The organism is Streptomyces sp. IMTB 2501 (assembly GCF_001953885.1).
Classification (GTDB): Bacteria; Actinomycetota; Actinomycetes; order Streptomycetales; family Streptomycetaceae; genus Streptomyces.
In genome coordinates this window covers 122,570-143,373 of the sequence record NZ_MQUS01000010.1, presented here as the reverse complement: position 1 = coordinate 143,373, position 20,804 = coordinate 122,570, and the positions used below count along the sequence as shown (strand labels likewise).

The 20,804-nt window shown below is 69.8% G+C and carries 19 protein-coding genes and 1 pseudogene; 8 read left to right on the top strand and 12 right to left on the bottom strand.

What is annotated here, in order from left to right:
* Positions 1-210 precede the first annotated feature (210 nt).
* The 3 genes from AV521_RS19185 to AV521_RS19175 form a co-directional block, all read right to left on the bottom strand.
* Entirely contained in the window at positions 211-1,797 is a 1,587-nt protein-coding gene (locus AV521_RS19185) for a Na+/H+ antiporter (RefSeq protein WP_076089683.1), read from the bottom strand.
* 452 nt (positions 1,798-2,249) lie between these two features.
* The gene (locus AV521_RS19180) at positions 2,250-2,444 is read right to left on the bottom strand and encodes a hypothetical protein (protein ID WP_256725614.1); all 195 of its coding nucleotides are present in this window, start codon (positions 2,442-2,444) and stop codon (positions 2,250-2,252) included.
* A gap of 69 nt (positions 2,445-2,513) precedes the next feature.
* Positions 2,514-3,755 (bottom strand): site-2 protease family protein, encoded by a 1,242-nt coding sequence (locus AV521_RS19175; RefSeq protein ID WP_079249329.1) that lies wholly within the window; start codon positions 3,753-3,755, stop codon positions 2,514-2,516.
* A gap of 177 nt (positions 3,756-3,932) precedes the next feature.
* On the opposite strand from AV521_RS19175, the gene AV521_RS19170 reads away from it, so the two are divergent.
* Positions 3,933-4,256, top strand: a complete 324-nt coding sequence (locus AV521_RS19170) for a hypothetical protein (protein ID WP_256725613.1) — start codon at positions 3,933-3,935, stop codon at positions 4,254-4,256.
* A 976-nt stretch (positions 4,257-5,232) separates the two neighbouring features.
* Here AV521_RS19170 and AV521_RS19165 read toward each other — a convergent pair.
* Both AV521_RS19165 and AV521_RS52705 read right to left on the bottom strand, forming a co-directional pair.
* Positions 5,233-6,816, bottom strand: a complete 1,584-nt coding sequence (locus tag AV521_RS19165) for an FMN-binding glutamate synthase family protein (RefSeq protein WP_076089681.1) — start codon at positions 6,814-6,816, stop codon at positions 5,233-5,235.
* A gap of 632 nt (positions 6,817-7,448) precedes the next feature.
* Positions 7,449-8,306, bottom strand: a complete 858-nt coding sequence (locus tag AV521_RS52705) for a pyridoxamine 5'-phosphate oxidase family protein (protein ID WP_256725612.1) — start codon at positions 8,304-8,306, stop codon at positions 7,449-7,451.
* A gap of 746 nt (positions 8,307-9,052) precedes the next feature.
* Between AV521_RS52705 and AV521_RS49340 the strand changes: the two genes are divergently transcribed.
* Together AV521_RS49340 and AV521_RS19155 are read left to right on the top strand one after the other, a co-directional pair.
* Positions 9,053-9,202: a hypothetical protein gene (locus AV521_RS49340; RefSeq protein WP_179023222.1), complete on the top strand. Its 150-nt coding sequence runs from the start codon at positions 9,053-9,055 to the stop codon at positions 9,200-9,202.
* A 180-nt stretch (positions 9,203-9,382) separates the two neighbouring features.
* Complete coding sequence (locus AV521_RS19155) at positions 9,383-9,982, top strand: hypothetical protein (RefSeq protein ID WP_143658624.1); 600 nt, start codon at positions 9,383-9,385, stop codon at positions 9,980-9,982.
* 335 nt (positions 9,983-10,317) lie between these two features.
* Here AV521_RS19155 and AV521_RS19150 read toward each other — a convergent pair whose 3' ends face one another.
* The 3 genes from AV521_RS19150 to AV521_RS19140 are packed head-to-tail and all read right to left on the bottom strand — an operon-like array spanning position 10,318 to position 12,620.
* On the bottom strand, positions 10,318-10,755 hold the full coding sequence (locus tag AV521_RS19150; protein ID WP_076089679.1) for a hypothetical protein: 438 nt from the start codon (positions 10,753-10,755) through the stop codon (positions 10,318-10,320).
* Positions 10,756-10,804: 49 nt separating this feature from the next.
* On the bottom strand, positions 10,805-11,665 hold the full coding sequence (locus tag AV521_RS19145; protein WP_256725611.1) for a heavy metal-binding domain-containing protein: 861 nt from the start codon (positions 11,663-11,665) through the stop codon (positions 10,805-10,807).
* 16 nt (positions 11,666-11,681) lie between these two features.
* Complete coding sequence (locus AV521_RS19140) at positions 11,682-12,620, bottom strand: heavy metal-binding domain-containing protein (RefSeq protein WP_076089678.1); 939 nt, start codon at positions 12,618-12,620, stop codon at positions 11,682-11,684.
* Positions 12,621-12,812: 192 nt separating this feature from the next.
* Here AV521_RS19140 and AV521_RS50960 point away from each other — a divergent pair.
* The 4 genes and pseudogenes from AV521_RS50960 to AV521_RS19120 form a co-directional block, all read left to right on the top strand.
* Positions 12,813-13,120, top strand: a pseudogene (locus tag AV521_RS50960) (hypothetical protein); the annotation flags it as partial.
* Positions 13,121-13,224: 104 nt separating this feature from the next.
* The gene (locus tag AV521_RS19130; RefSeq protein ID WP_079249310.1) at positions 13,225-13,644 is read left to right on the top strand and encodes a ribonuclease domain-containing protein; all 420 of its coding nucleotides are present in this window, start codon (positions 13,225-13,227) and stop codon (positions 13,642-13,644) included.
* A gap of 690 nt (positions 13,645-14,334) precedes the next feature.
* Positions 14,335-15,378 (top strand): PP2C family protein-serine/threonine phosphatase, encoded by a 1,044-nt coding sequence (locus AV521_RS19125; protein WP_107480952.1) that lies wholly within the window; start codon positions 14,335-14,337, stop codon positions 15,376-15,378.
* 125 nt (positions 15,379-15,503) lie between these two features.
* Positions 15,504-16,088 carry a GNAT family N-acetyltransferase gene (locus AV521_RS19120; RefSeq protein WP_076089675.1) on the top strand — a complete coding sequence of 195 codons (585 nt, stop codon included), beginning with the start codon at positions 15,504-15,506 and terminating at the stop codon, positions 16,086-16,088.
* 43 nt (positions 16,089-16,131) lie between these two features.
* Here the strand turns inward: AV521_RS19120 and AV521_RS19115 are convergent, their stop codons facing one another.
* Together AV521_RS19115 and AV521_RS19110 are read right to left on the bottom strand one after the other, a co-directional pair.
* Positions 16,132-16,494 (bottom strand): gamma-glutamylcyclotransferase family protein, encoded by a 363-nt coding sequence (locus tag AV521_RS19115; RefSeq protein ID WP_076089674.1) that lies wholly within the window; start codon positions 16,492-16,494, stop codon positions 16,132-16,134.
* Positions 16,495-16,570: 76 nt separating this feature from the next.
* Positions 16,571-17,437 carry a winged helix-turn-helix transcriptional regulator gene (locus AV521_RS19110; RefSeq protein ID WP_076089673.1) on the bottom strand — a complete coding sequence of 289 codons (867 nt, stop codon included), beginning with the start codon at positions 17,435-17,437 and terminating at the stop codon, positions 16,571-16,573.
* 120 nt (positions 17,438-17,557) lie between these two features.
* Between AV521_RS19110 and eno the strand changes: the two genes are divergently transcribed.
* Positions 17,558-18,841, top strand: coding sequence for a phosphopyruvate hydratase (gene eno, locus AV521_RS19105; protein WP_076089672.1), 1,284 nt, complete (start codon positions 17,558-17,560; stop codon positions 18,839-18,841).
* A 42-nt stretch (positions 18,842-18,883) separates the two neighbouring features.
* Here eno and AV521_RS19100 read toward each other — a convergent pair whose 3' ends face one another.
* Together AV521_RS19100 and AV521_RS19095 are read right to left on the bottom strand one after the other, a co-directional pair.
* Positions 18,884-20,107, bottom strand: a complete 1,224-nt coding sequence (locus AV521_RS19100; protein ID WP_256725610.1) for a cysteine desulfurase family protein — start codon at positions 20,105-20,107, stop codon at positions 18,884-18,886.
* Positions 20,104-20,781, bottom strand: coding sequence for a metalloregulator ArsR/SmtB family transcription factor (locus AV521_RS19095; RefSeq protein WP_076089671.1), 678 nt, complete (start codon positions 20,779-20,781; stop codon positions 20,104-20,106). The genes AV521_RS19100 and AV521_RS19095 overlap by 4 nt, the downstream gene beginning before the upstream one ends.
* Between the last annotated feature and the right edge of the window lie 23 nt (positions 20,782-20,804).

Genomic DNA, 20,804 nt, shown 5'->3' with positions numbered 1-20,804 from the left:
CTTCTCCGCCCCACCCGGCCGGCTCGGTCTTCTCCACGAGGTCCACCGCCAGGGCTGCGTACATGTGTCGGCGGGGCGAGTTGACCACTGGCGATACGGTCGTGCGGACGCCAGGGCGGTTCCACCTGTCCAACCGAACTTGGCTCGCGCCTCTGCCGAGGTCTTGTCGCGTGCCCCGTCACCGTATGAGCAGGTTACCGGCGGCGGCAGTCAGTCGCGGGGACGGAGGCTGGCTTCTTCGAGGTCCAGTTCGTGCTGGATCCGGCGCCGGGTGGGGTTGCTGATCTTGTTCGCTTCGTAGAGGCGCTGGAGCTCGGCCGCCTCGATGGCGATGAGTGTCCGGCGAATCTCGCGGTAGGCATCGGCAGGTCGGGCGTCCGGGTCGCTGTAGTGGGCGTCTTCGACCTGGTGGATGCGCGCTTCCAGATGACGACGGGCTTGTTTCAAGGCGGCCTGCGCAGCGGCGCCCAGATCGGCGAGCTCATCCAGATCGCCAAGCTGCTTGAGTTCTTCCAGAGCGGTGTAGGCAATGTGTCGGCGGGTCCGCGCCTCCTCGCGAACGGTGTGCTCGGGTTCCAGAGCGATGCCGGAGCGGCGGACGACGGGGGCCAGGGTGAAACCCTGGAAGACGAGCGTGAGCGCGACGGTCCCGGTGGTGAGCGTGAGAATGAGTGCCCGGTGCGGCAGCGGCGCCCCTGTGTGGGTGGCCAGGGGGATGGAGAGCGCGGCGGCCAGCGGCATGACGCCTCGGGTGCCCGCCCAGGACAGGACGGCCGGAACGCGCCAGGAGAGGCGGTTGTCGCCCGCCCTGTCCCGGTGGTGGATCAGGGCGGACAGCGGGAAGATCCACAGCAGGCGGATCGCCAGCAGGGTGAACGCGATCACCGGCACCCACAGTGGCCAGCCGTGCTCGTCGCGCGTGAGATGACGGACGGCCGAGGGGAGTTCGAGGCCGATCAGGGCGAAGACGACGCTCTCCAGCAGGAAGGTCACGGTGTCGTAGACGGCGTGGACCTGGAGGCGGACGGGGGCGTTGCTGAGCTTGTGTCCGGTGCTGCCGAGGACGACCCCGGACACGATGACGGCGGTCACCCCGGAGGTGTGCGACTGCTCCGCGATGACGTAGGACGCGTAGGGGGTGACCAGCGCGATGACGGTCTCCAGCATGGGGTCGTCGGTCCGTCTGCGGATCAGGGACACCACGGCGGCGACCGCCGCACCGATGAGGGCTCCTCCACCTGCAAGGATCAGGAACTGCAGGGCGGTCCCGGGCACGCTGATGGTGCTGCCGGACACCGCGGTGGCCACGGCGACCTTGTACAGGACCAGCGAGGTGGCGTCGTTGAACAGGCTTTCCGCCTGCACCATGGCCTGCACGCGCGGGGGGAGGGACAGGCGCCGGCCGAGCGCGGTCACGGCCACGGGGTCGGTGCTGGCCAGGACGGAGCCGAGGATGAGCGCGGTCGCAGCGGTGAGCGGAGTGATCGCATGGGCCACGTACCCGACGCCGATGGCCGAGGCGAGGACCAGGCCGAAGACCAGCCCGCTCACAGGCCTCCACACGGTGCGCAGGTCGCGGACGGAGATTTCCCCGGCCGAGGCGTGGAGCAGTGGCGGCAGCACCAGCACGTTGATCACGTGAGGCGGCAGACGAACTTCGGGAACCCAGGGCATCAGCCCCACGACCAGACCGGCAATCACGAGGAGTGATGGAGCCGGCAGGCTCCAGAGCCGGGCACCGGTCGCCACGGCTGTGGCCAGGACCACGAGCAACAGGACAACGGTCAGACCGGTCATGGAGCGTCCCCGGTGGGTTACGGTTTGTTACTACCCTCTGACCAGGTGCTTTATCAACGTAACCGACATCGGACGGTGATGCAGCCGACCTGGCGCAGCGACCGTCCAGTGTCCCGCCCATCCGGAGCAGGGCCGGCGCGGCGCCGAAAAGCTGCCGCCGCGGGCGGTGTGCGGGTCGACGCCGGACAACTCGGTCACACGCGCCAGGCGGATGTCGAGCGTGTGGTGCATGTTATGGGCCTGAGCTGTACAGCACCGGTCGAAGTCCCAGGGAGGACCGCGCCTTCGACGCGTGAGTGCCGACTGTGCTCGCTCATGATCGTCGAGTCCGTACTCGTGCGTGTGCATGGGGGCCGGGACGATGCGTTCTCGCATCACCGGATGACGGCGGCGGGCAGCTGATGAGGAGGCTGCTCGCTCGCGTACCTCGCGCGCATCTCCCGCGCCGACGGTCAGTGTTCCTGGGCCGTGGGGCGCACCATGATCTCGTTGACCGCGACATGCGGAGGCTGGGTGATCATGAAGGTGATGGCACGGGCGATGTCTTCGGCATGCAGCCAAGCGTTCTGCGGCACACCACGGGCGGCAGCGGCCCCGGGGCCGGTCGCCATCTCCGTCACCGTCATACCCGGCTCGATCAGCCCCACCCGGACGCCCATCCAAGCGGACTCGGCGGCGCCGACTTGACTCCCGCACCTCCGCAACGGCGACACAGGTCACGCGGGACCGCTCCCGCTTGCCGGGGTCCCGCCGCGGCGGGGCCGCCGTGGGCCAGGGTGGGGTGCCTGGCCGCTCCGGCTGCCGGGGGCTCGGAGCGGCGGCCCTGAGGACTGAGGGAGACCCGACGGACGTCGGTGACTTTGCCGAGCCCGGTCGATGTCGTGGGCGGTGACGATTCCACAGAGCCGACCGTCGTGCAGGACCAGGATGGGCAGTCCGCCGCCGGTGCCAAGGCGCTCCAGGACGGAGTTCAGCAGTTCCTCCGGTGCGGCGATGGTGCACCGTGACAGCGGTGCCGCGAGGTCCCCCACCCGTAGCGACTCGCGTCGTCCGGGTGGTACGACGGCCAGCTGACGCAGCTGTACGACACCGCTGGGGCGGCCGTCGAAATCCAACAGCGGCAGCACCGAGTGCCGGGCCCGGGAGGCCACCTCGGACAGGAAGCGGTCCACGGTCAGCCAGTCGGGGCCCGTGACGACCGGAGTGGTCATCGTCTGCTCGACCCGTACGCCGCGCAGGGCTGTGACCAGCTCGGCCCAGCGCCGCTCGGCCGCGGCGGCACTCGCCACGAACAGCCCGACGAGCATCAGCCACAGTCCGCCCGTCGTCCCCCTCACGAACGCCAGCCATCCCACCACGCCCAGCGCCATGCCCACGATCTGTCCGGCGCGGCCCGCCGCCCGCTGGGCCCGCTCGCGGTCTCCCGTACGCCACCACAGCACGGCCTGCAGCAGCCGGCCTCCGTCCAAGGGCGCGGCAGGCAACAGGTTGAAGACGCCCAGCAGCAGGTTCGTGCCACCCAGCCAGCCCAGCACGGCGACGGGAATCCGCCAGCCCAGCGCGGCCTGCACCGCGTACGCCGCCCCCAGCCCGATGCCGCCGAGGAGCAGGCTGGCGAGCGGCCCGCTGCCGGCGACCGTGAACGCGGCCCGTGCCGTCGCGGGCCGGTCCATCCGGGTCAGTCCTCCGAGCGCCCACAGCGTGATGTCCCGCACGGAGATCCCTGCCCTGCGTGCCGTCAGCCCGTGCGCCGCCTCATGCACCACCAGGCTCCCCAGCAGCAGCGAAGCACCGACGACGCCGGCAACCGCGTACACCACCGGCGCCTGGCCCGGCGCAGACCCTGGCAGGACCTGGCGGGCCAGTGCGTAGGCGAAAAGCAGCATGATCAGCGGCACACTCCAGTGCGCCCGCACCGCCAGTCCGCAGACCGTCCCGAGCCGTATCGAACCCTTCATCGCCATCACCGCCGACAGGTCGCCCCTGCGACTCCGAATCCGTTCACCTCCATGGTCCGCCACCGCCCTTCACGACCGGAAACGTCCGAGCGACACCACGCCACGAACCCCGGTGGCCCGCCCACGCCACGCGGGCGCGATCGCTGCCATGGATCTACCGTGGTCGATGTGGCGCCCATGAGCCGAACCGGTGCAGAGGAGGAGGCGGCGATGGAGGAGCACTTCGTCTGGGTCACGACCCGCCGTATTCAGCCAGGCGCTCTGGAGGACTTCGAGAAGGCGTGGCGGCCGGCCGGCCATCCGCAGGGCATGCGCCGCGCCTTTGCGTACTGGTCCGAGGACGGGCAGGAGATCACGGGGGTGTCCTTCTGGGATTCCAAGGAGGCATGTGACTCCTGGCGCGCCTCCGCATCGGAAACGCAGCGGCGTGCCGGCATGGCCCCGTACGTCGTCGAGGAGCGGGAGGGCTTCTACCACGGCCGGGAGCTCGTCATCCCCTGAGCGGTAGCCGTGTGCGAGCGGGGCCGTCGCACGCCGCCCGGCGACAGTGGCCGTCTGCTCGCTCCGGTGTCCCCGATGGCGGATGGGCGGCGGCTGTCCGTGCACCGCAAGGCCGCCACCGGCGCCTTCTACCCCGGACATCGCCGAACTGCCTGAAAATATATGGGAGTTAGGTCAGTCGGTGTGGATCCCCGGCATCCTCCGACGGCGTCGTGCGTGCTGGCTGACGTGCCCTGCAGCCACACGTCCACGATCACTGTGCCGGACCATCCGCACGGGTCCGGGCATCCGCACGGGTCCGGGCCGATGTGTAATTCCTGCCGGGAGACACTCTTCGGCGCGGTACCGGCGACGGTGACCTCGGCCGGAATCGTGCCTGCCGCCTCGCGCCGGAAGACCCCCCGGCTACGACCGGCTGCAGATGGACATCCGTTGCCGCATCGGCCGGTTCTACCTGGCGGCGGGGCGCTTCCACGAAGCGCGCGAGCAGTTCCACACCGTGGTCGACGTGTACAGCACCCCGTGCGCACCGCGCTGACCACTTGCCCGGTGGCTGGGGCCGCCACGCGTGATGGTCGACAGAGCCGCTTCGTCGCCACCTGCTCGACCGCCAGCCGTACAAGCGCTTCGAGGACCCAGGCCCGGCTACGGCGCCTACCGCCCGACCTGCCCGAATGGCTTCAGGAGACCGGTGCCGGCACCCGGCGGCGTGGTACGGGCGCGCCGGCACGTGGTCGAACGCGGTCGTGAGCCGGCGTTCTGATCCGGGACGGGACCGGGTGTGCGCCCGCGGCGGGACACCACCCCGAGCCACCTGACGAGGCCGACCGCGGATCGGCGATTGCTCTCCCTTCCGCAGTGGCGCTCAGTGATGTCCGTCGGAAACGGGCGGCTCGGCCGAACCTCGCGGGGCAACACCCGTCACCCGGGGTGAACTACCTGACCGCTGTCGGGGCCAACAGACAGGGATCGCCCGTCAGACGGTGAAACGGTCGGGATCAGAGGCTTTCCAGTCCGCTGCCCATGACTCCGGCGGATCGATCAGCAACTGGTCGGGGGCCAGCCAGTCGTAGAGCTCCGCGTAGGAGCGGACGGTTACCGGGTCCACGCGCCGTCGCAGCATGTGCGGGCGCAGTTCGGCGGGCTCGCTCACACCCAGCGAGGCAATGATCTGTTGCGCACTCTTCACCGTGGCGGACTGGAAGCGGTGAACCCGGATCGACTTGTCGTCCACGTTCAACGCTCGTGCTCGGCGCGTGTCTTGTGTGGCGACGCCGACCGGGCATGTGTTGGTGTGACAGCTCTGCGCTTGGATGCATCCGATCGCGAACATCATGGCACGTGCCGCGTTGGTGAAGTCGGCGCCCTGCACCATGCGCTTGACGATGTCGGCGCCGGTGGCCACCTTGCCGCTGGCGCCGATCTTGATCCGGTCCCGCAGGCCGGTGCCGACCAGGGCGTTGTGGACGGTGATCAGTCCCTCGGTGAGTGGACTGCCGAGGTGGTCGGCGAACTCCAGCGGGGCCGCTCCGGTGCCGCCCTCGGCTCCGTCCACGATGATGAAGTCCGGCGTGATGCCCTCTTCGATCATGGCCTTGCACACCGCCAGGAACTCCCGCCGGGAGCCCACGCACAGCTTGAAGCCGACCGGCTTGCCCCCGGACAGCTCGCGCATTTCGGCGATGAACCGGATCAGTTCCCGGGGTGTGCTGAAGACCTGGTGGTAGGGGGGCGAGATGACGGTCCGCCCCTCGGGAACCTCGCGTACCCGGGCTATCTCGGCGGTGACCTTCTCTCCGGGCAGCACCCCTCCGATACCGGGCTTGGCTCCCTGAGACAACTTCAGCGAGACACACTTCACGTTGTCGTGGGAAGCCTTTTCGGCGAACCGCACGCGGTCGAAACCACCGTCCGCGGCGCGACAACCGAAGTATCCGGTGCCGATCTCCCACACCAGGTCCCCGCCATGACGCAGATGGTACTCCGACAGGCCACCCTCTCCGGTGTCATGGGCGAAGCCGCCGAGGGCGGCCCCCCGGTTCAGAGCGAGGATGGCGTTGGCTGACAGCGAACCGAAGCTCATCGCCGAGACGTTGAGCAAGGACATGTCGTAGGGCTTGGTGCAGTCCGGACCGCCGATGCGGACGCGGGGCTCCTCCGATCGCACCGGGAGTGGCCTGATCGACGTTTCGAAGTATTCGTAGCCTTCGGCGTAGACGTTCCGCTCGGTGCCGAACGGGAGCTCCGCTTCGGCTCCCTTGGCGCGCTGATAGACGAGGCTGCGCACATCACGGTCGAAGGGACGACCGTCGTAATTACGCTCGATGAAATACTGCTGAAGTTCCGGCCGGATCGACTCCAGCATAAAACGGATATGCCCCAGTACCGGATAGTTACGCAAGACCGAATGGCGCTTTTGAAGCAGATCATGAGTACCGACTCCGGCTACCGCAGCACACAACACGGCGGCCGGCCACCACCAGGGCGACACGGTCAACGCCGAGGTGCCGAAGGAGATTGCCAGGGCGCCGATGACTGCGATGACTGCGATTCTGATCATGCGCGGGAACGTACAGCCTTCCCGGCCCGCGCCACCATCACCCAACCATGCGATGTCCGACACATGACGACCCCCTCGGGAAGCGACCCTGCGGATCCCGTCAGTAGGAACTCCTCAAAGGCGGGAACGAATTCATCCCCCTGGAGTGCAATGGGATGTGAAAGGTGTGGCTGGTCGGCAATTCCACGCAGCCGAGGTGACCGATCTGGCCGCGACGGGCGAGGACTCTCACGCAGCGCTGCGGGAGCGCGGACCGTCCGCAAGGTGCGGATTCCGGAAGGTACGGAGGCATGGGTTGCAGTCGGGTACGAGGCCGGCCGGGCCGCGCTTGTGGACCCGCGGTTGTCCAAGCAGTGGGAGAACGCCTCGCCTTCGCATGCTCGACTCCGATCCGCCGGACCATGAGCGGCTGCGCAAGCTGGTCGTCCGCGAGTTCACTGCCGTGCGCTGTCCACCCAGGCTGCGGCGTCTGCGGCCGGCGCATGGAATCCCATTGACCCACAACCGTCCCGGCTACCGGAACCGCCACGGCCACACCAGCGCCACCCAACCCAGCCCCGCCCGGGCTTCCGTCATCAGGCATCCGGTGCCACCCAGACGAGACGACCCGGATCGCGCACGGGCGACTCCGGTCACCAGGGCCTTCCGACGGGCCGGGCAGCGTGCGGCGGGGCCGATGCACTTGACGGGGGGTCTCCCGCCTCGCGGCGCGGGCGCTCGTCCGCGGCGCGGTGGGCTGCCTCGGCCGCGCCGAAGAAGTCACCACCCTTGCGCTTGGAGTCGTCGGTGCCCCACGCGCGGTCCCCGCGTGCCGGCACCTTCCGAAGATGCGGGATGTGCTTGGCGCAGTGGATGTACGCCTCCTCCACCGTGACCTCCACCCACAGCCGGGCCCGGCGACCGGGCGCGGGGTCGACCGGCAGGTCCGGTCGTTCGCGGCGCATCTCTTCGTCAGCGAGGACACGGGCCCGGCCGTTGACATGGAGGCCGATCCGGTCCTCAAGGAAGTCGATCATGAGAATGCCGACGTGCGGATTCTCCTGGATGTTGCCGAGGCTGGCGAGGACGCCGTTGCCGCGGTACTCGGGATAGGCCAGCGTCCTGTCGTCGAAGACCTGGACGAAGCCGGGAGGGCCGGCCCGGAAGGTGTTGTCGCACTCCCCGTGGCGGTCGGAGGTGGCAAGGAAGAACATCTCCTGCCGCGCCGCGAACTCCCGCATCCGCGGGTTCAGCCGGTCGAGCACCTGCTCGTCGTAGAACTTGGCGGCACGGTCCGTGGTGCCCATGCGCTCCTGGAGCCGGTGCTCGCCGTCACTGCCCGGGCGGTCGGGGCGGGAGGGGGGCCGGACGCGGCGGGCGTCCGGCACGTGGAGCCGCAGGTGCTGGATCGGAGCGCCGTCGGCGTCACGGACCAGGCCGGCGCCTTCGGCCCCGGACGCGGCCGCTCCTACGTCGCCCCGCCCGGCCTGCGGCGGCCCCGTGTCCACCACCGGGCGGGCTGCAGCCCTCCCCTCGGGACCTGGCTCCGTCCCACCACGCCGCCCCGGGACAGGGCCCGGGGCAGGCTTTCGGCCCGGGTCCCCGTGCCGGTCGCGGCCGGGGTGCCCGTCCAGGTTCAGGTGACCGTCCACGTTCCTCTGTCTCTCCTTCAGGCGCTGGTGTCGTGGCCGGGCGTGGCCGCGACCAGTTCTACGACGGAGTCGTGCCGTGACCGCCGGGAGGGATACCGACCCGCGCAAGAGTGGCCGCGCCGCTGTGGATCATGGCCGGGGGTCGGGACGGACAGCGTCACGGGCATGCCACGGGCCGAACCGTCCCGCGGCATCGGGCCGCTCACCGCCCGTCCGGTTCGCCAAGCCGTCGGAGACCGCCGAAGACCCCGACTCCGCCGCGGCCGCCGTCGGCCGGTGCGGGGGTCGAGGCCCCCGGTTCACCCGGTGAACAGCCTGTCGCTCCATGCCACCTCCGCGGGCAGACAGCCGGAAGTCCGAGCCACACGGGCCGATTTTCCGACCCGGGCTGACACATCCTCACGGTTCAACAGCGCACGACCGCCTGGCCGGGCCGGTCTCAGACCCTACCCGGCGGGGATGGATGCACAAGGGGCCGCTCCCCGGCGCATCCGCAAACCCCCGATTCATGCGGCACTGTCCGTAGCCGGGAAGATCCCGGTTCCGGATGGCCGGGTATGAATCGCCGTGGTCACCGTAATCGCCGTACCAGAAGTCGGGGCGGATTGCTCGGGCGCTGCCGGGTCTATCCCCCGCAACACCGTGCGCTCGGCCAAGCCCGCGCCAACCCGGCGAACGTGGTCCTCGCCTCCGCCCACGACACCGTCGTCACCCAGTGGCTCAGCACCATCGCCCACGGCCCCGCCGGGTCCTGAGGCACGGCCCATCCGCGCATCGACCATCAGCAGCGATGCGTGATCTGGCCTTCTGATCGGCCTTGGGCAGACTCGGGCCCGGAGCGATGGCACCTCGACGGCGCCGATCCGCTCGGAACGCCGGTCACCTGGCTCCCCTTTCTTGTGAAGACCCACGAAAAGCCTGGATAGCTTCGACTCATGAGACGTCTTTTTGCCGCTGTTATCGGCATGCTGCTGCTGACCGGATGCCAAGACGGAGCATCGGACGCTGCTGCTTCGCCGGCATCCTCGCCTTCTGCACAGGACGTTGCTCCACGCCAGTTCTATCTCACCGGCACGCCAGAAGTGGCCGAGCGCCGCTTCCGGAAACTGTCGACCTTGCTGACGTGGACGCGTGAAGTCGCCCCGCACAAACAGATCGGTTTTTGGGATCTGCTCGGCAACACCAGCCGCAGGTACTACCCGTTGGGCCGCGCCCTCGCGGCGCACGAGGATGCGTTCTTCCCCGGTCTTTACACAAGCTCGAAGGACAGCACAGCCAGCTGGCAGCACAGGCTCGATCAGTCCCTCGCCGAGGCCAGGCAGTTCGCCCCTGGCAAACCCGTGTACCCGTACCTGTGGCCCCAGTGCCGAGGCCTACATGCCGGGCAGTACATACCCCCCGCGCTCTGGTCGTACGAGCTTCAAGCCTCCAGCAAGGCCGCCAAGGCCGTCGTCCTGTGGGGAGGCGGCTCACACGGCAGCAGCAACACCGCTTGGGTCGGCGTACTCAAACGCTTCCTGGCCCACGGCTCGTGACTTCGGGCGAGGACCGGCCGACCGCCTGAGAGCCCGTACGGCAATTGACCCTCGCGGGCACAGCCGATGCCAGCGAGCAGCTGACGTCCCCCGCAGACCGTGCCACAGCGTGCCGGCAGAAGCGGTGAACAGCGGTCGAAAAAGGGCCCGATGAGGCAGCCGGAGCGGGGCGGTCATCGACCGTCTCCGCAGGTCAGAAGTTACGAGCGGGTCCAAGTACCCGTTGCCGCGACGAAGCCGTCGCCCTCCGTCCCGACCGTGAGAAACATCCCTGCCCCACTGGCGTCCCGTGGCCGTTGGTCAGCGACGGATCCGCGGCCGGGGAGGCGGTGCCGTCACTCCCCGAGCACCAGCCGCTCCAGCGCCGCCCGTGCCCGTGTGTCGGACCGTGCGCGGGCCGCGACCGCGACCGCGAGCTCCCGTACCCACTCGTCGAGCGCCACCGGGCGCCGCGAGAGCACCACGCCGCGAACCTCCTTGGCGACCTCGCCCTTGGGGTGCGGGCCCGCCAGATCGAGCACGAGACGCTGCTCGCCGAGGAAGACCTCGACCCGCTGGACGCGGCCGTCGCGCCCCGCGAGCCGGTCGGCCAGGCCCCGTTTGCGCTCCACGGCGACGGCCCCCGGCGGCAACGCCTCCGCGAGAGTCCCGGTGAGCACCCGGGCGTAGACCTCCAGGTCGGCGGCGTCCCTGCGCAGCGCGGCCGTCAGCAGGTCGATGGAGTCCGTTTCCCCGTTGGGCTCGAACGGGACAGGGTCATGTGGCGAGGTCATCGCGGGGCCTCTCGTGGTGTCCGGTTGATCCAGGTCTGCTGTCCGGCGCTCAGCCGTCCAGGCTGAGTACCATCGTCGGGCGCTCGATGACGTGGTCCTCGCGCAGTGGCCGTACGGCCGTGCCGATCGCGAAGAACTCGGTGGTGTGGCCGCCCCAGCGGTGGTTGTGCGCATTGAGCTGCACGCCGACGACGCCCTCCGCCCGCAGTTCCTCCGCCTCGTGCTGCATCCGTGCCATCGCCAGCTCCCGTGCGTCGTACAGTGCCTGTGTGAACTGCTCGATCTCCACGTTCTTGCCGATGTTGGAGAACATCTGCCCCATCTTCTGGTGCGCGATGTGGTAGACGCAGGTTCCCATCACCATGCCCAGCGGGGCGTAGCCGGCGCGGATGAGCGTCCAGAAGTCCTGGCCGTTGAGGTCCGATGTGAACGGCTGGCCCTTGAGGTTGCGCCAACTGCCGCCGTTGCCGCCCGGCGCCGGGTGATCGGCCTTGACAGCGGTGCCGATCGCGATGAACTCCGCGATGTCGTTGCCGAATTCACGGGCCTCCACGCTGAGCCGCACGCCCACGATGCCGTCCGCGCCCAGCTGAGCCGCCTCCGCCTCCATGCGGGTCATGGCCAGCTCACGGGCGTGGTACATCGCCTGGCTGAGCGTCGTCAGTTCCTGGTTCTTGCCCCAGCGGCCCAGTTGGATGCCCACGTGGTAGATCGAGCTGCCCAGCACGAGGCCGATGGGCCGGAACCCGGCCTCGCGCACCAGCAGGAACTCGTTGACCGACAGGTCGCTGGTGAAGATCGACCCCGGTCGGCCAGGCTGCAGTTCGGCCAGCCGCCGCATCGCGTCGGCCGGCACGCCCTGGGCGGACATGCCGTCAGGAGTGCCATCGGCGGGGTTGAAGACGGTCATGAACGGGTTCCCCTCATCACATGTCGGTGGCGGTGCGGCGCAGGGTCCGCCGGCGTCGTTCCGGGTCGAGCGGCATCACGGTGAGTGTGCGGCTCGGCTGCTCGCGTACCGTGAAGCGGGCGACGGTGGTACCAAGGAGCGTCGCCTCGGCCACATGGTCCTTCTGGTCGTTGTTGCCGCTGCGCATGCACGACTCGCCCCAGATGCGCAGGCGGCCCGCGGCGAGGATCACGCCGTCGCCGCCCCGCCGCCCGCTCTGCGCCCGCAGATGCGCACGGGCGTCGGAGCGCACCGCCTGCACGAGCTCGCTCCAGCCGCTCACCTCGGTGTTGCTCCACGAGCGCGTCTGTGCGCGGGTGGTGTAGTCGTCGTGGCGTACGCCGACGGACATCCCGTACAGCAGCTCCACGGGGACCCATCCCGCGGTCACCAGCTTCGCGAACCCCTGGCCGTCGAGGTGGCAGGTGAACGGCTGCGGCGCCCGTACCGTTCCGGCCGCGCGCACCGCGGTCCCGATCACCTTGAACTCCAGGCAGTTGGGCTGCGCCGCGAAGGGCGCCATCGTCAGCTGCGCCGCGACGACACCATCACCGCCGAGGCCCGAGCACTCCGCGGTCATCCGCTCAAGAGCCGAACGACGCGCCTGGTCGAGGACCTTGACGAGCCCGGCGGAGGGTGCGCCCTGTCCGGAGAGGGCAAGGGGCGCGGCACCGCCCCCGAAGGCATACCGTGCGCCGGCGTAAAGGCAGTCGTGATAGCCCCAGTACCGGCCGCTGCGGCCCACGTGATAGACGGCCGACCCCGTGACCTGGCCCACCGGCTCGAACCCCACGGCACGCAGTGCGGCGAACTCACCGGTGGACAGAGCCGAGGACCACGTCCCGCTGCCCCGCACCTCCGCAATGCGCGCGGCTGCCGCCGGTGGCAGCCCCGCCCCTGTCCATTCCCCGCTCATGGACACCAACTCCCCGCTTCGCGCCTTACCCAGAGGCATGGCTGCTCAAGTCTATGCCCGGCTGTCCGAGGCACTCGGGGAATGTGCGGATGACGCGCACGAGCAGCGGTGAACCGGACGTAAGGGCTGTGTGGCCGGCAGGAGCCAAGCATCCGTGCGCCGGCATGGGCCAGCTACCGCGCGCCGCACACCACGGCCCGCACCGACCCCTGTCCGCTGCCCCATCTGCCCGTCGTCATCGACGAGTTCGGCGAACTCCTTGTCGCCAGAGCGGACTTCATCGAGCTGTTCCTGTCCATCGGCCGTTTCGGCCGCTCCATCGGCGCACACTTGCTGTTGCCCAGCCGGCGCCGGCGCATCGAGGGCGGCAAGCTCAGGGGCCCGGAGACGTATCTGTCGTACCGGCCCGGTCTGCGCGCGTTCCCGGCGGGCGGGTCGCGGACCGTCCTGGAGCCACCGACGGCTTCCACCTGCCACCCCTGCCCCGCTTCGATCACCTGCATCACAAGGCAATTGCCCCTCCCTCGCAACCGGCGGTACACCCGGTGGTCACACAAGGCCATCAGAGTGTCATGTCCATGCGTGATTTCACTTGGAGGGTTCCTTGCTGACTCTGCGACGTCCTCAGCTGTCCTGGGCCAAGCGGTCCGCGGTGCTGATCGCCGCCATCGCGTCCGTGCTCAGCGTGTCCGCCGTCAACAGCCCTGCCGCGAATGCGGCGGTCTACAGCTCCTGCAGCATCGACGGATGCTCCGACGCGGCCTCGGCCAACTCGACCTGGTCCGACCTCGGCTACCCGACCAGCCGGGGCTGGTACGACTGGCCGGACGGCGAGTGCAGCTACGCGGGCGGCGAGTTCTACAACAACGACGGGCAGCTGCCTTCCGGTGACACCTTCTACGAGTACGACGTCTACCCGCGCGCCTGCGGCGCCCATCGGGACGCCTACCGGATAGTCGTCGACTCCAACACCGGCGCGGTCTGGTACTCGCCCAACCACTACACCGACTTCTACCAGCTCTGACACTCCAGCTGGACTTTCACGATCGGCATGCCCAGACCTGCGGGCGGCTGTCGTGAGCTGACGTCCCACCAGGGGCGGCCCTCGCGGGGCCGCCCCTCGCTCGGGGGTAGCCGCACCACGACTTGCGTGGGGCAGGAGAGCTGCCCCACAGCTCAAATTAGGTCACATGTTCGATTTTAGCCAAGCCGGATGAGCGCGGGTCTTCCCCAGGTGTGTCACTGAGCGCTCCGGTTGGCCATTGTGCGCCTCGGTTGGCCGCACTAGCACTCAGCGACCAAGCCTCAGGCGATCGGCCCAACGCCGAAAGCCCTCGTCACAGGAGGGCCAGAGGACGTCGACGCGGTGGCGGGCGGGCGCGAGGACGGCGACCCGGGTACGGCGCCTACCCTCGGCACGCTTGCGATCGTCGATCTGCCGGACTCCTCCCGCTCTCGCACGCCGAACAGCGCGGAGACGCAGAAGACCCGCTGGAGGCGGCGGTATGGATCACTGGGAGCGCCGGAGGTCTCCGCCGGCCTGCCGGAGTGGCGCGGAACAGGAGCGCCACCGAGAATGCCGGCCGGCCGGTCCGACGCAGGCGGCCGACTCTGATCCTTCAGAGCGCTATGCCCTCATTGCGTAGATATTCTGTGAAGTGTGATCGAGTCTGGACGGCCGCGGCTCCGTCGCCGCCACGGCCGGGGGAGGCTTGTGCGGCTGTCGCCGGTCATCCTGACCGCCGTCATCGCCAGCCTGGCGTACGCCACTCCCCCGCAAATGGCCTTCAGTCGCCTCCTGCCCGCGGCGCCGGCCCTCGCCGCCGCCATGTGGCCGGTACTTCCCACCGTCCTGCTGGGGACGGTCTGCCTCTTTCTGATGATCGGCCTCAGCATGGTGTTCCCCGGACTGGGGACGTGGTGGACGGCTGCGGGGATCATCGCGGTCACCGTGGCGGCCGCGTACGGAAGCCATGTCAGGCTCCAGCGGGAGCGGACCCTTTTCCAGGTGCGGCTCGTCGCCGACGCGGCGCAGCAGGTGGTGCTGAGTCCTATGCCGCGCCGCTGCGGGAACATCGAGATCGAGTCGCTGTATCTCGCGGCTGCGGCGGAGGCCCGTATCGGCGGGGACTTCTACGAGGTGGTCGACACGCGATACGGGGTCAGGCTGCTCATCGGTGACGTGCGGGGCAAGGGCCTGCCGGCAGTGGGGGCGGCCGCGGCGATCGTCAACGCCTTCCGGGAGGCAGCCTACGGCGAACCCGACATGGTCAGCGTCGCGCGTCGGCTGGACGCGAGCAGCACCCGTTACAACGCCGCCTTTCCCCCCGAAGGGCTGATGGAGCGCTTCGCCACCGCCCTTCTCGTCGAGATCCCGCACGAGGGCAGACGTATCGAGATCCTCAACTGCGGACACCCCCCGCCGCTGCTCCTGAACCGCGGCGAACTCCGTACCCTGGAGCCCTCCACCCCCTCGCCGCTGCTCAACCTCGCGGAGCTGATCGGCGATCACTACAACGTCGACACCTTCGACTTCGCCCCTGGCGACCTGCTGCTCCTCTACACCGACGGGGTCGCCGAGGCCCGCGCCCACGACGGCGAGTTCTTCCCGCTGGCGGCCTGGATGCGCCAACAGCCCCCGACACCGCCCCACGAGCTGCTCACGGCTCTTCACCGTGACCTCCTCCGCTACAGCAGAGGACGCCTAGACGACGACATCGCCGCCCTCGCCGTACGCCTGCGTGAACCCTTGGAGTAAGAGGGCATTCCTGTCTCCGAAGTCCGTCTGATCCGAAGACGCCGCAGAATCGCGCGAAGGGCGGCGGAGCGGTAGCCGCAGGCTAAATCACTTGCACATGACCGGCGCATCAAGACAATCGGCGCGTGCGCATTCTGTCCTTCCCCGAGCAAGAAACCCCCTCCGACCTGCGGGTGCAGGTGCGGGAACTCCAGGAGCAGGCGTGGCCTTCCCCGCCGGGGTCGCTCGCCCCTGCCGACACCCCGTCCCACGATCCGGCGCTACGACCGTTGTCGATGCTGCTGGTCGACGACGAGTCGACGGTGCTGGCCGCCCTGGACATCCTGTCCAAGGAGATCGTTCACGCGGGCCGGCGCTATGCCGCCGGAGGGCTGAGCACCGTCGTGGTGGCGCGGGAGAGCCGTGGTCACGGGTACGGCCGTCGCCTGGTGGCAGCGGCCCGGGAGACGATGGTCACGCGCGGGCTCGATCTGGGCCTTTTCACCTGCGACAGCCCGCTGCGGGCGTTCTACGAGGGCGCGGGCTGGCGGGTTCTGCCCGGCGCCGTACTGATCGGCGGGACACCGGGAGATCCCTTCCCCAGCGACCGGCCCGGCTTCGACAAGGTCACGATGGCCGGCTTCTTCTCGGCCGACGCCCGCCGGGCCGAGGCGTCCTTCCGGCACAGCCGGATCGAGTTGTATCCCGGGCAGATCGACAAGCTGTGGTGACAGCGGAGGGCCTGACCTCGTCCCGGCCGTCGGCGTTCGCCGGTTACGGCACCAAGACCTCCGCGTCGGCCTGTGTCGCGGTCGCGCGCTCCGGATGGGCCCACGCTTGGGTGCCGGAGCGCAGGATGACGCGGACGCGGGCGTAGTCGTCGACCTCGTAGGCCTCGGCCGCGGCCAGTTCCGTCTCGGTGAGCGCGAAGACGTGGCCCTCCACAGCGTCCTCCGGGTCCGGCGAGGCGACGACCAGGGGGTGACGGTCGGTGCCGCCGGCCTCGATCACGGCGGGGTCGGTGATCTGGATGGTCGTCACGCGATACCCGGGCAGTGCGTCGGGGCTGGAGTCGAGCCGGCGCCCGAACTGCGAGAGCCGGACCGCGGTCAGTTGCAGCGTGCCGTACGAGAACAGCTGGTGGACGGCCTGACCAGGTGCGGTCGGAGCAGCCGTGGAGCGAAGTCCCCTTCGGTGGATGAGTGTGTATGGATCAGGCTGTACGGGCGGATTCGGTGGCCAGGCTCAGGCTCTGGGCGACGGCGCGCGGGATGTCGACCACCGGGAAGAGGGTGTGCCGCACGGTGCGTTCGGCGTCGACGACGAGGATCAGGCGTTTGTGCCGGAGTCGGCCCGCGCCGCGGAAGGTCGGCAGGCGCAAGGCCGCGGCCAGCTGGTGCCGGGCGTCGGAGAGGAGGTCGTAGGGGACCTGTTCGGCGTTCGCGAACTCCGCTTGTTCGTATGGGAGTTGGGTGCTGATGCCGCGTACGTCCACACCCGCCCGCCGGAAGTCGGGCCAGGCGTCCCGGAAGAGCCGGTTCTCCAGCGTGCAGCCTGCGGCGCCGGGGATCGGCTCACCCCAGTCGACTCCTGTGCCGGGATAGGTGAACAGCACGGACGCGGCCGCGTCGGGTGCGACGAGGGGCAGGTCGGCGCCCTGCGTGCCGGGCAGTTCGAGGCCGTCGGGCAGGCGGGTGCCGGCCAGGGCGTGCACTCGGGCGTGTTCGGCGCCGCCCTCCGCGGCCGTCGCGGTGACGCTGCCGTCGCCCAGCACCCAGCGGTCACCCCAGTCCTGCATGGCGACCAGCAGCGGCAGCAGCGCGATCCCGGCGTCCGTGAGCAGGTATTCATAACGCACCGGCCGCCGTTGATAGAGGCTGCGGTGCAGGATGCCGTGGGCGACGAGACGGCCGAGCCGCTCGGTGAGCACCTTGCGGGACAGGCCGATCTCCGCGGCCAGCGCGTCGAACCGGACATGCCCACGGGCGACCTCCCGCAGCACCAGCACGTTCCACCAGTCCCCCAGGACCAGCGCGGCCTGGGCGATGCCACAGGTCTCGTCTGCGTTGTGCATCCTCATGCACCCATAGTAGGTTCCTTTTCGGGACTCACTTTGTTCGTCAACGGAACTTTCCTGGGCGCTTTTCTGGAGAGAACTCGTCGCTCGCCGCAAGGCGGGCCCAGCGTGAGGAGTTGCAGCGTGACCGCCATCAGCCGGGTCGTCGCACGGGAGATCATCGACAGCCGGGGCAATCCCACGGTCGAGGTCGACGTAGAACTCAAGGACGGCTCGCTCGGCCGCGCCGCCGTCCCCTCCGGAGCCTCCACCGGCGCCCGCGAGGCCGTGGAACTGCGCGACGGCGACCCGACCCGCTTCCACGGCAAGGGCGTACGACGGGCCGTGGACGCGGTGAACGAGAGCATGGCGGATGCCGTGATCGGACTAGACGCCGAGGACCAGACGACCGTCGACCGCACCATGATCGAGCTGGACGGCACGGACACCAAGTCGCGACTGGGCGCCAATGCCCTGCTGGGCGTCTCCCTGGCCACCGCCAAGGCCGCCGCGGCCGCTCACCGCCTGCCGCTGTACCGCTATGTCGGCGGAGTCGACGCCCGTCTGCTGCCGGTACCGATGATCAACATCGTCAACGGCGGTGCCCACGCCGACAATCCGCTCGACTTCCAGGAGTTCATGATCGCTCCCATCGGTGCGGCCGGCTTCGCCGAGGCCGTCCGTATGGGCTCAGAGGTCTTCCACACCCTGCGCAACTCCCTGCGCGCCGCCGGTCACAGCGTGAACGTCGGCGACGAGGGCGGTTTCGCGCCCGATCTGCGCACCGCCGACGAGGCCCTGGACTTCGTCGTCCGCGCCATCGAGGAGACCGGCTACAAGCCCGGCACCGACATCACCCTCGTGATGGACCCGGCCACCTCCGAGTTCTTCCGCGACGGCGGGTACGACTACGCGGGCGAGGGCGTCCGGCGCACCCCTACCGAACACGCCGACTACCTCGCCGGTCTCGTCGACCGCTACCCCGTCGCCTCCATCGAGGACCCGATGGCCGAGGACGACCACGCGGGCTGGCGGGAGCTGACCGCCCGGCTCGGCGACCGCTGTCAGCTCACCGGCGACGACGTCTTCTGCACCAACGAGACACTCCTGCGCGCCGGCATCCGGGACGGGATCGCCAACTCGATCCTGGTGAAGGTCAATCAGATCGGCACCCTCACCGAGACCCTGGCCACCATCGCCACCGCCCACCGCGCCGGCTACACGGTCGTCATGTCCCACCGCTCGGGCGAGACGGAGGACACCACCATCGCCGACCTCGCCGTCGCCACCGGCTGCGGCCAGATCAAGACGGGATCGCTCTCCCGCGCCGACCGCACCGCCAAGTACAACCAACTCGTCCGTATCGAGGAGGAATTGGGCACCCAGGCGCGCTACGCGGGCCGGGAAGCCCTGGGGCTGCGCCGCTGACAGCCAGACGAGGACAGCTCCTTCGGGATTACAGCGGCCCGGCTATCGCACGGCAGCCGCTCGGATCAGGGCGTCCGCCGCGGTCGCGATGTCCGCCTCGCCACTCCAGCGGCCCAGGGACAGCCGCAGTGCGCCCAGTGCCCGTTCGGCGGGCAGACCCATGGCGGTCAGGACGGGCGAGGGCTCATGGGTGCCGCTGTGGCAGGCCGAACCGGTCGAGGCCGCGATCTCGGGGCAGGCGGCGAGGAGTTCATGCCCGCGAGCGCCGTCGATGGAGACATTCAGTGTGTTCGGCAGGCGGTCCTCGGCCGGGCCGTTGAGACGGACGCGGCCGGGCAGGCCCTCCGTCAGTCGCCGGTGCAGGCTGTCCCGCAGTGCGGCAAGCCGCAGCGACCGGCCGTCGGCGAGATCCCCGGCGGCGAGCCGAGCGGCAGTGCCGAGGGCGACGGCCAGCGCCACGTTCTCGGTGCCGGCGCGCAGGCCGCGTTCCTGACCGCCGCCGTAGACGACCGGCTCCAGCGGCACGCCCTCGCGTACGTACAGGGCAGCAGTGGCCTTCGGCGCGTACATCTTGTGCCCGACCACGGTCAGCAGATCCACGCCCAGGGCCCGTACGTCGAGGGGGATCTTCCCGGCCGCCTGGGCGGCGTCGCAGTGGAAGAGTGCGCCGTGGGCACGGGTGAGGGCGGACAGGGCGGCGATGGGCTGGTGGGCGCCGGTCTCGTTGTTGGCGGCCATCACCGACACCAGCACGGTGTCCTCGGTGAGGGCGGCGGCCAGTGCGGCCGGGGCGACCAGCCCGTCACCGTCGACCGGCAGCACCGTCACCCGCGCGCCGTGCAGGCGCTCCAGGCCACGGGCCGTCTCCAGCACCGCCGGATGCTCGGTGACCTGAGTGATGACGTGGTGCCGGGTACGACCTGACGCCAGCACCACGCCGCGCAGAGCGAGCAGGTCGGCCTCTGAGCCCGAGGACATGAAGACCACCTCGGCCGGGCGCGCGCCGATCAGCGCGGCCACCTGAGCTCGCGCCTCGTCGAGCGCCCGGCGGGGTTCGGTGCCGTAGGAGTGACTGCTGGAGGGGTTGCCGAAGAAGTCGGTCAGGTACGGCAGCATCGCCTCGGTGACCCGTGGGTCGACCGGTGTGGTGGCGTTGTGGTCGAGGTAGACCGGGTGGTCGAGGTAGACCGGGTGGTCGAGGGAGACCGGCTCTCCGGCCGACCCTCGCCGAGCCGACCCCGGCCGGGACAGGTGCGCGTCGGTCACGTCAGCTCCGCCGCGTCCACCGGCAGCTCGGCCAAGCGCCATTCGAGCATGCCGTCGTTGAGGCGGATGGCGTGTCGTCCACGGTCGGTCAGGAGGCGGACGGCGTCGTACGCGAGGACGCAGTACTCACCACGGCAGTACACGACGATCTCGGTGTCCTCGGGCAACTCGTTGATGCGGTCCGCCAGTTCGTCGACCGGGATGGAGAGCGCGCCCGGGATGTGCCCGGCCCGGTACTCCTCCACCGGCCGTACATCGAGCACCGTCACCTCCCCTGCCGCTACGCGCGCGTGAAGTTCCGCGCGGCCGACCTCCACGGCTCCGTCGTCACCGAGGTAGGCGTCGCGGGCGGCCGGCACGGCGGCCTGGTGCCTCTCCGCGACCTTGCGCAGCAGGGCGAACAGCAGGGCGACGTCGTCCCCGGCGAGCCGGTAGTGGATGCGCACGCCCTCCCGGCGGGTGGCGACGAAGCCGGCCTGCTTGAGCGTCTGCAGGTGCGCCGACGCGGTCGTCAGGTTCAGCCCGGCCGCCTTCGCGAGGGCGTCGACGGTTCGCTCGCCCTGGGCGAGCAGGTCGAGCAGTTCCAGGCGCTTTCCGCTGGCCAGCGCCTTGCCGCTGGCGGCGAACGCGTCGTACAGCCGCGCCTTCGAGCCGGTTGCCGTGGTCTCCGTCATGGCTTCCTCCATAAATCCATGGA

What these genes read in the sequence shown, in the direction of transcription:
- AV521_RS19185 (WP_076089683.1), bottom strand. Translation starts at nt 1,797, where the DNA reads ATGACCGGTCTGACCGTTGTCCTGTTGCTCGTGGTCCTGGCCACAGCC.
- AV521_RS19175 (WP_079249329.1), bottom strand. Translation starts at nt 3,755, where the DNA reads ATGAAGGGTTCGATACGGCTCGGGACGGTCTGCGGACTGGCGGTGCGG.
- AV521_RS19170 (WP_256725613.1), top strand. Translation starts at nt 3,933, where the DNA reads ATGAGCCGAACCGGTGCAGAGGAGGAGGCGGCGATGGAGGAGCACTTC.
- AV521_RS19165 (WP_076089681.1), bottom strand. Translation starts at nt 6,816, where the DNA reads ATGATCAGAATCGCAGTCATCGCAGTCATCGGCGCCCTGGCAATCTCC.
- AV521_RS19155 (WP_143658624.1), top strand. Translation starts at nt 9,383, where the DNA reads ATGAGACGTCTTTTTGCCGCTGTTATCGGCATGCTGCTGCTGACCGGA.
- AV521_RS19150 (WP_076089679.1), bottom strand. Translation starts at nt 10,755, where the DNA reads ATGACCTCGCCACATGACCCTGTCCCGTTCGAGCCCAACGGGGAAACG.
- AV521_RS19145 (WP_256725611.1), bottom strand. Translation starts at nt 11,665, where the DNA reads ATGACCGTCTTCAACCCCGCCGATGGCACTCCTGACGGCATGTCCGCC.
- AV521_RS19140 (WP_076089678.1), bottom strand. Translation starts at nt 12,620, where the DNA reads ATGAGCGGGGAATGGACAGGGGCGGGGCTGCCACCGGCGGCAGCCGCG.
- AV521_RS19110 (WP_076089673.1), bottom strand. Translation starts at nt 17,437, where the DNA reads ATGAGGATGCACAACGCAGACGAGACCTGTGGCATCGCCCAGGCCGCG.
- AV521_RS19095 (WP_076089671.1), bottom strand. Translation starts at nt 20,781, where the DNA reads ATGACGGAGACCACGGCAACCGGCTCGAAGGCGCGGCTGTACGACGCG.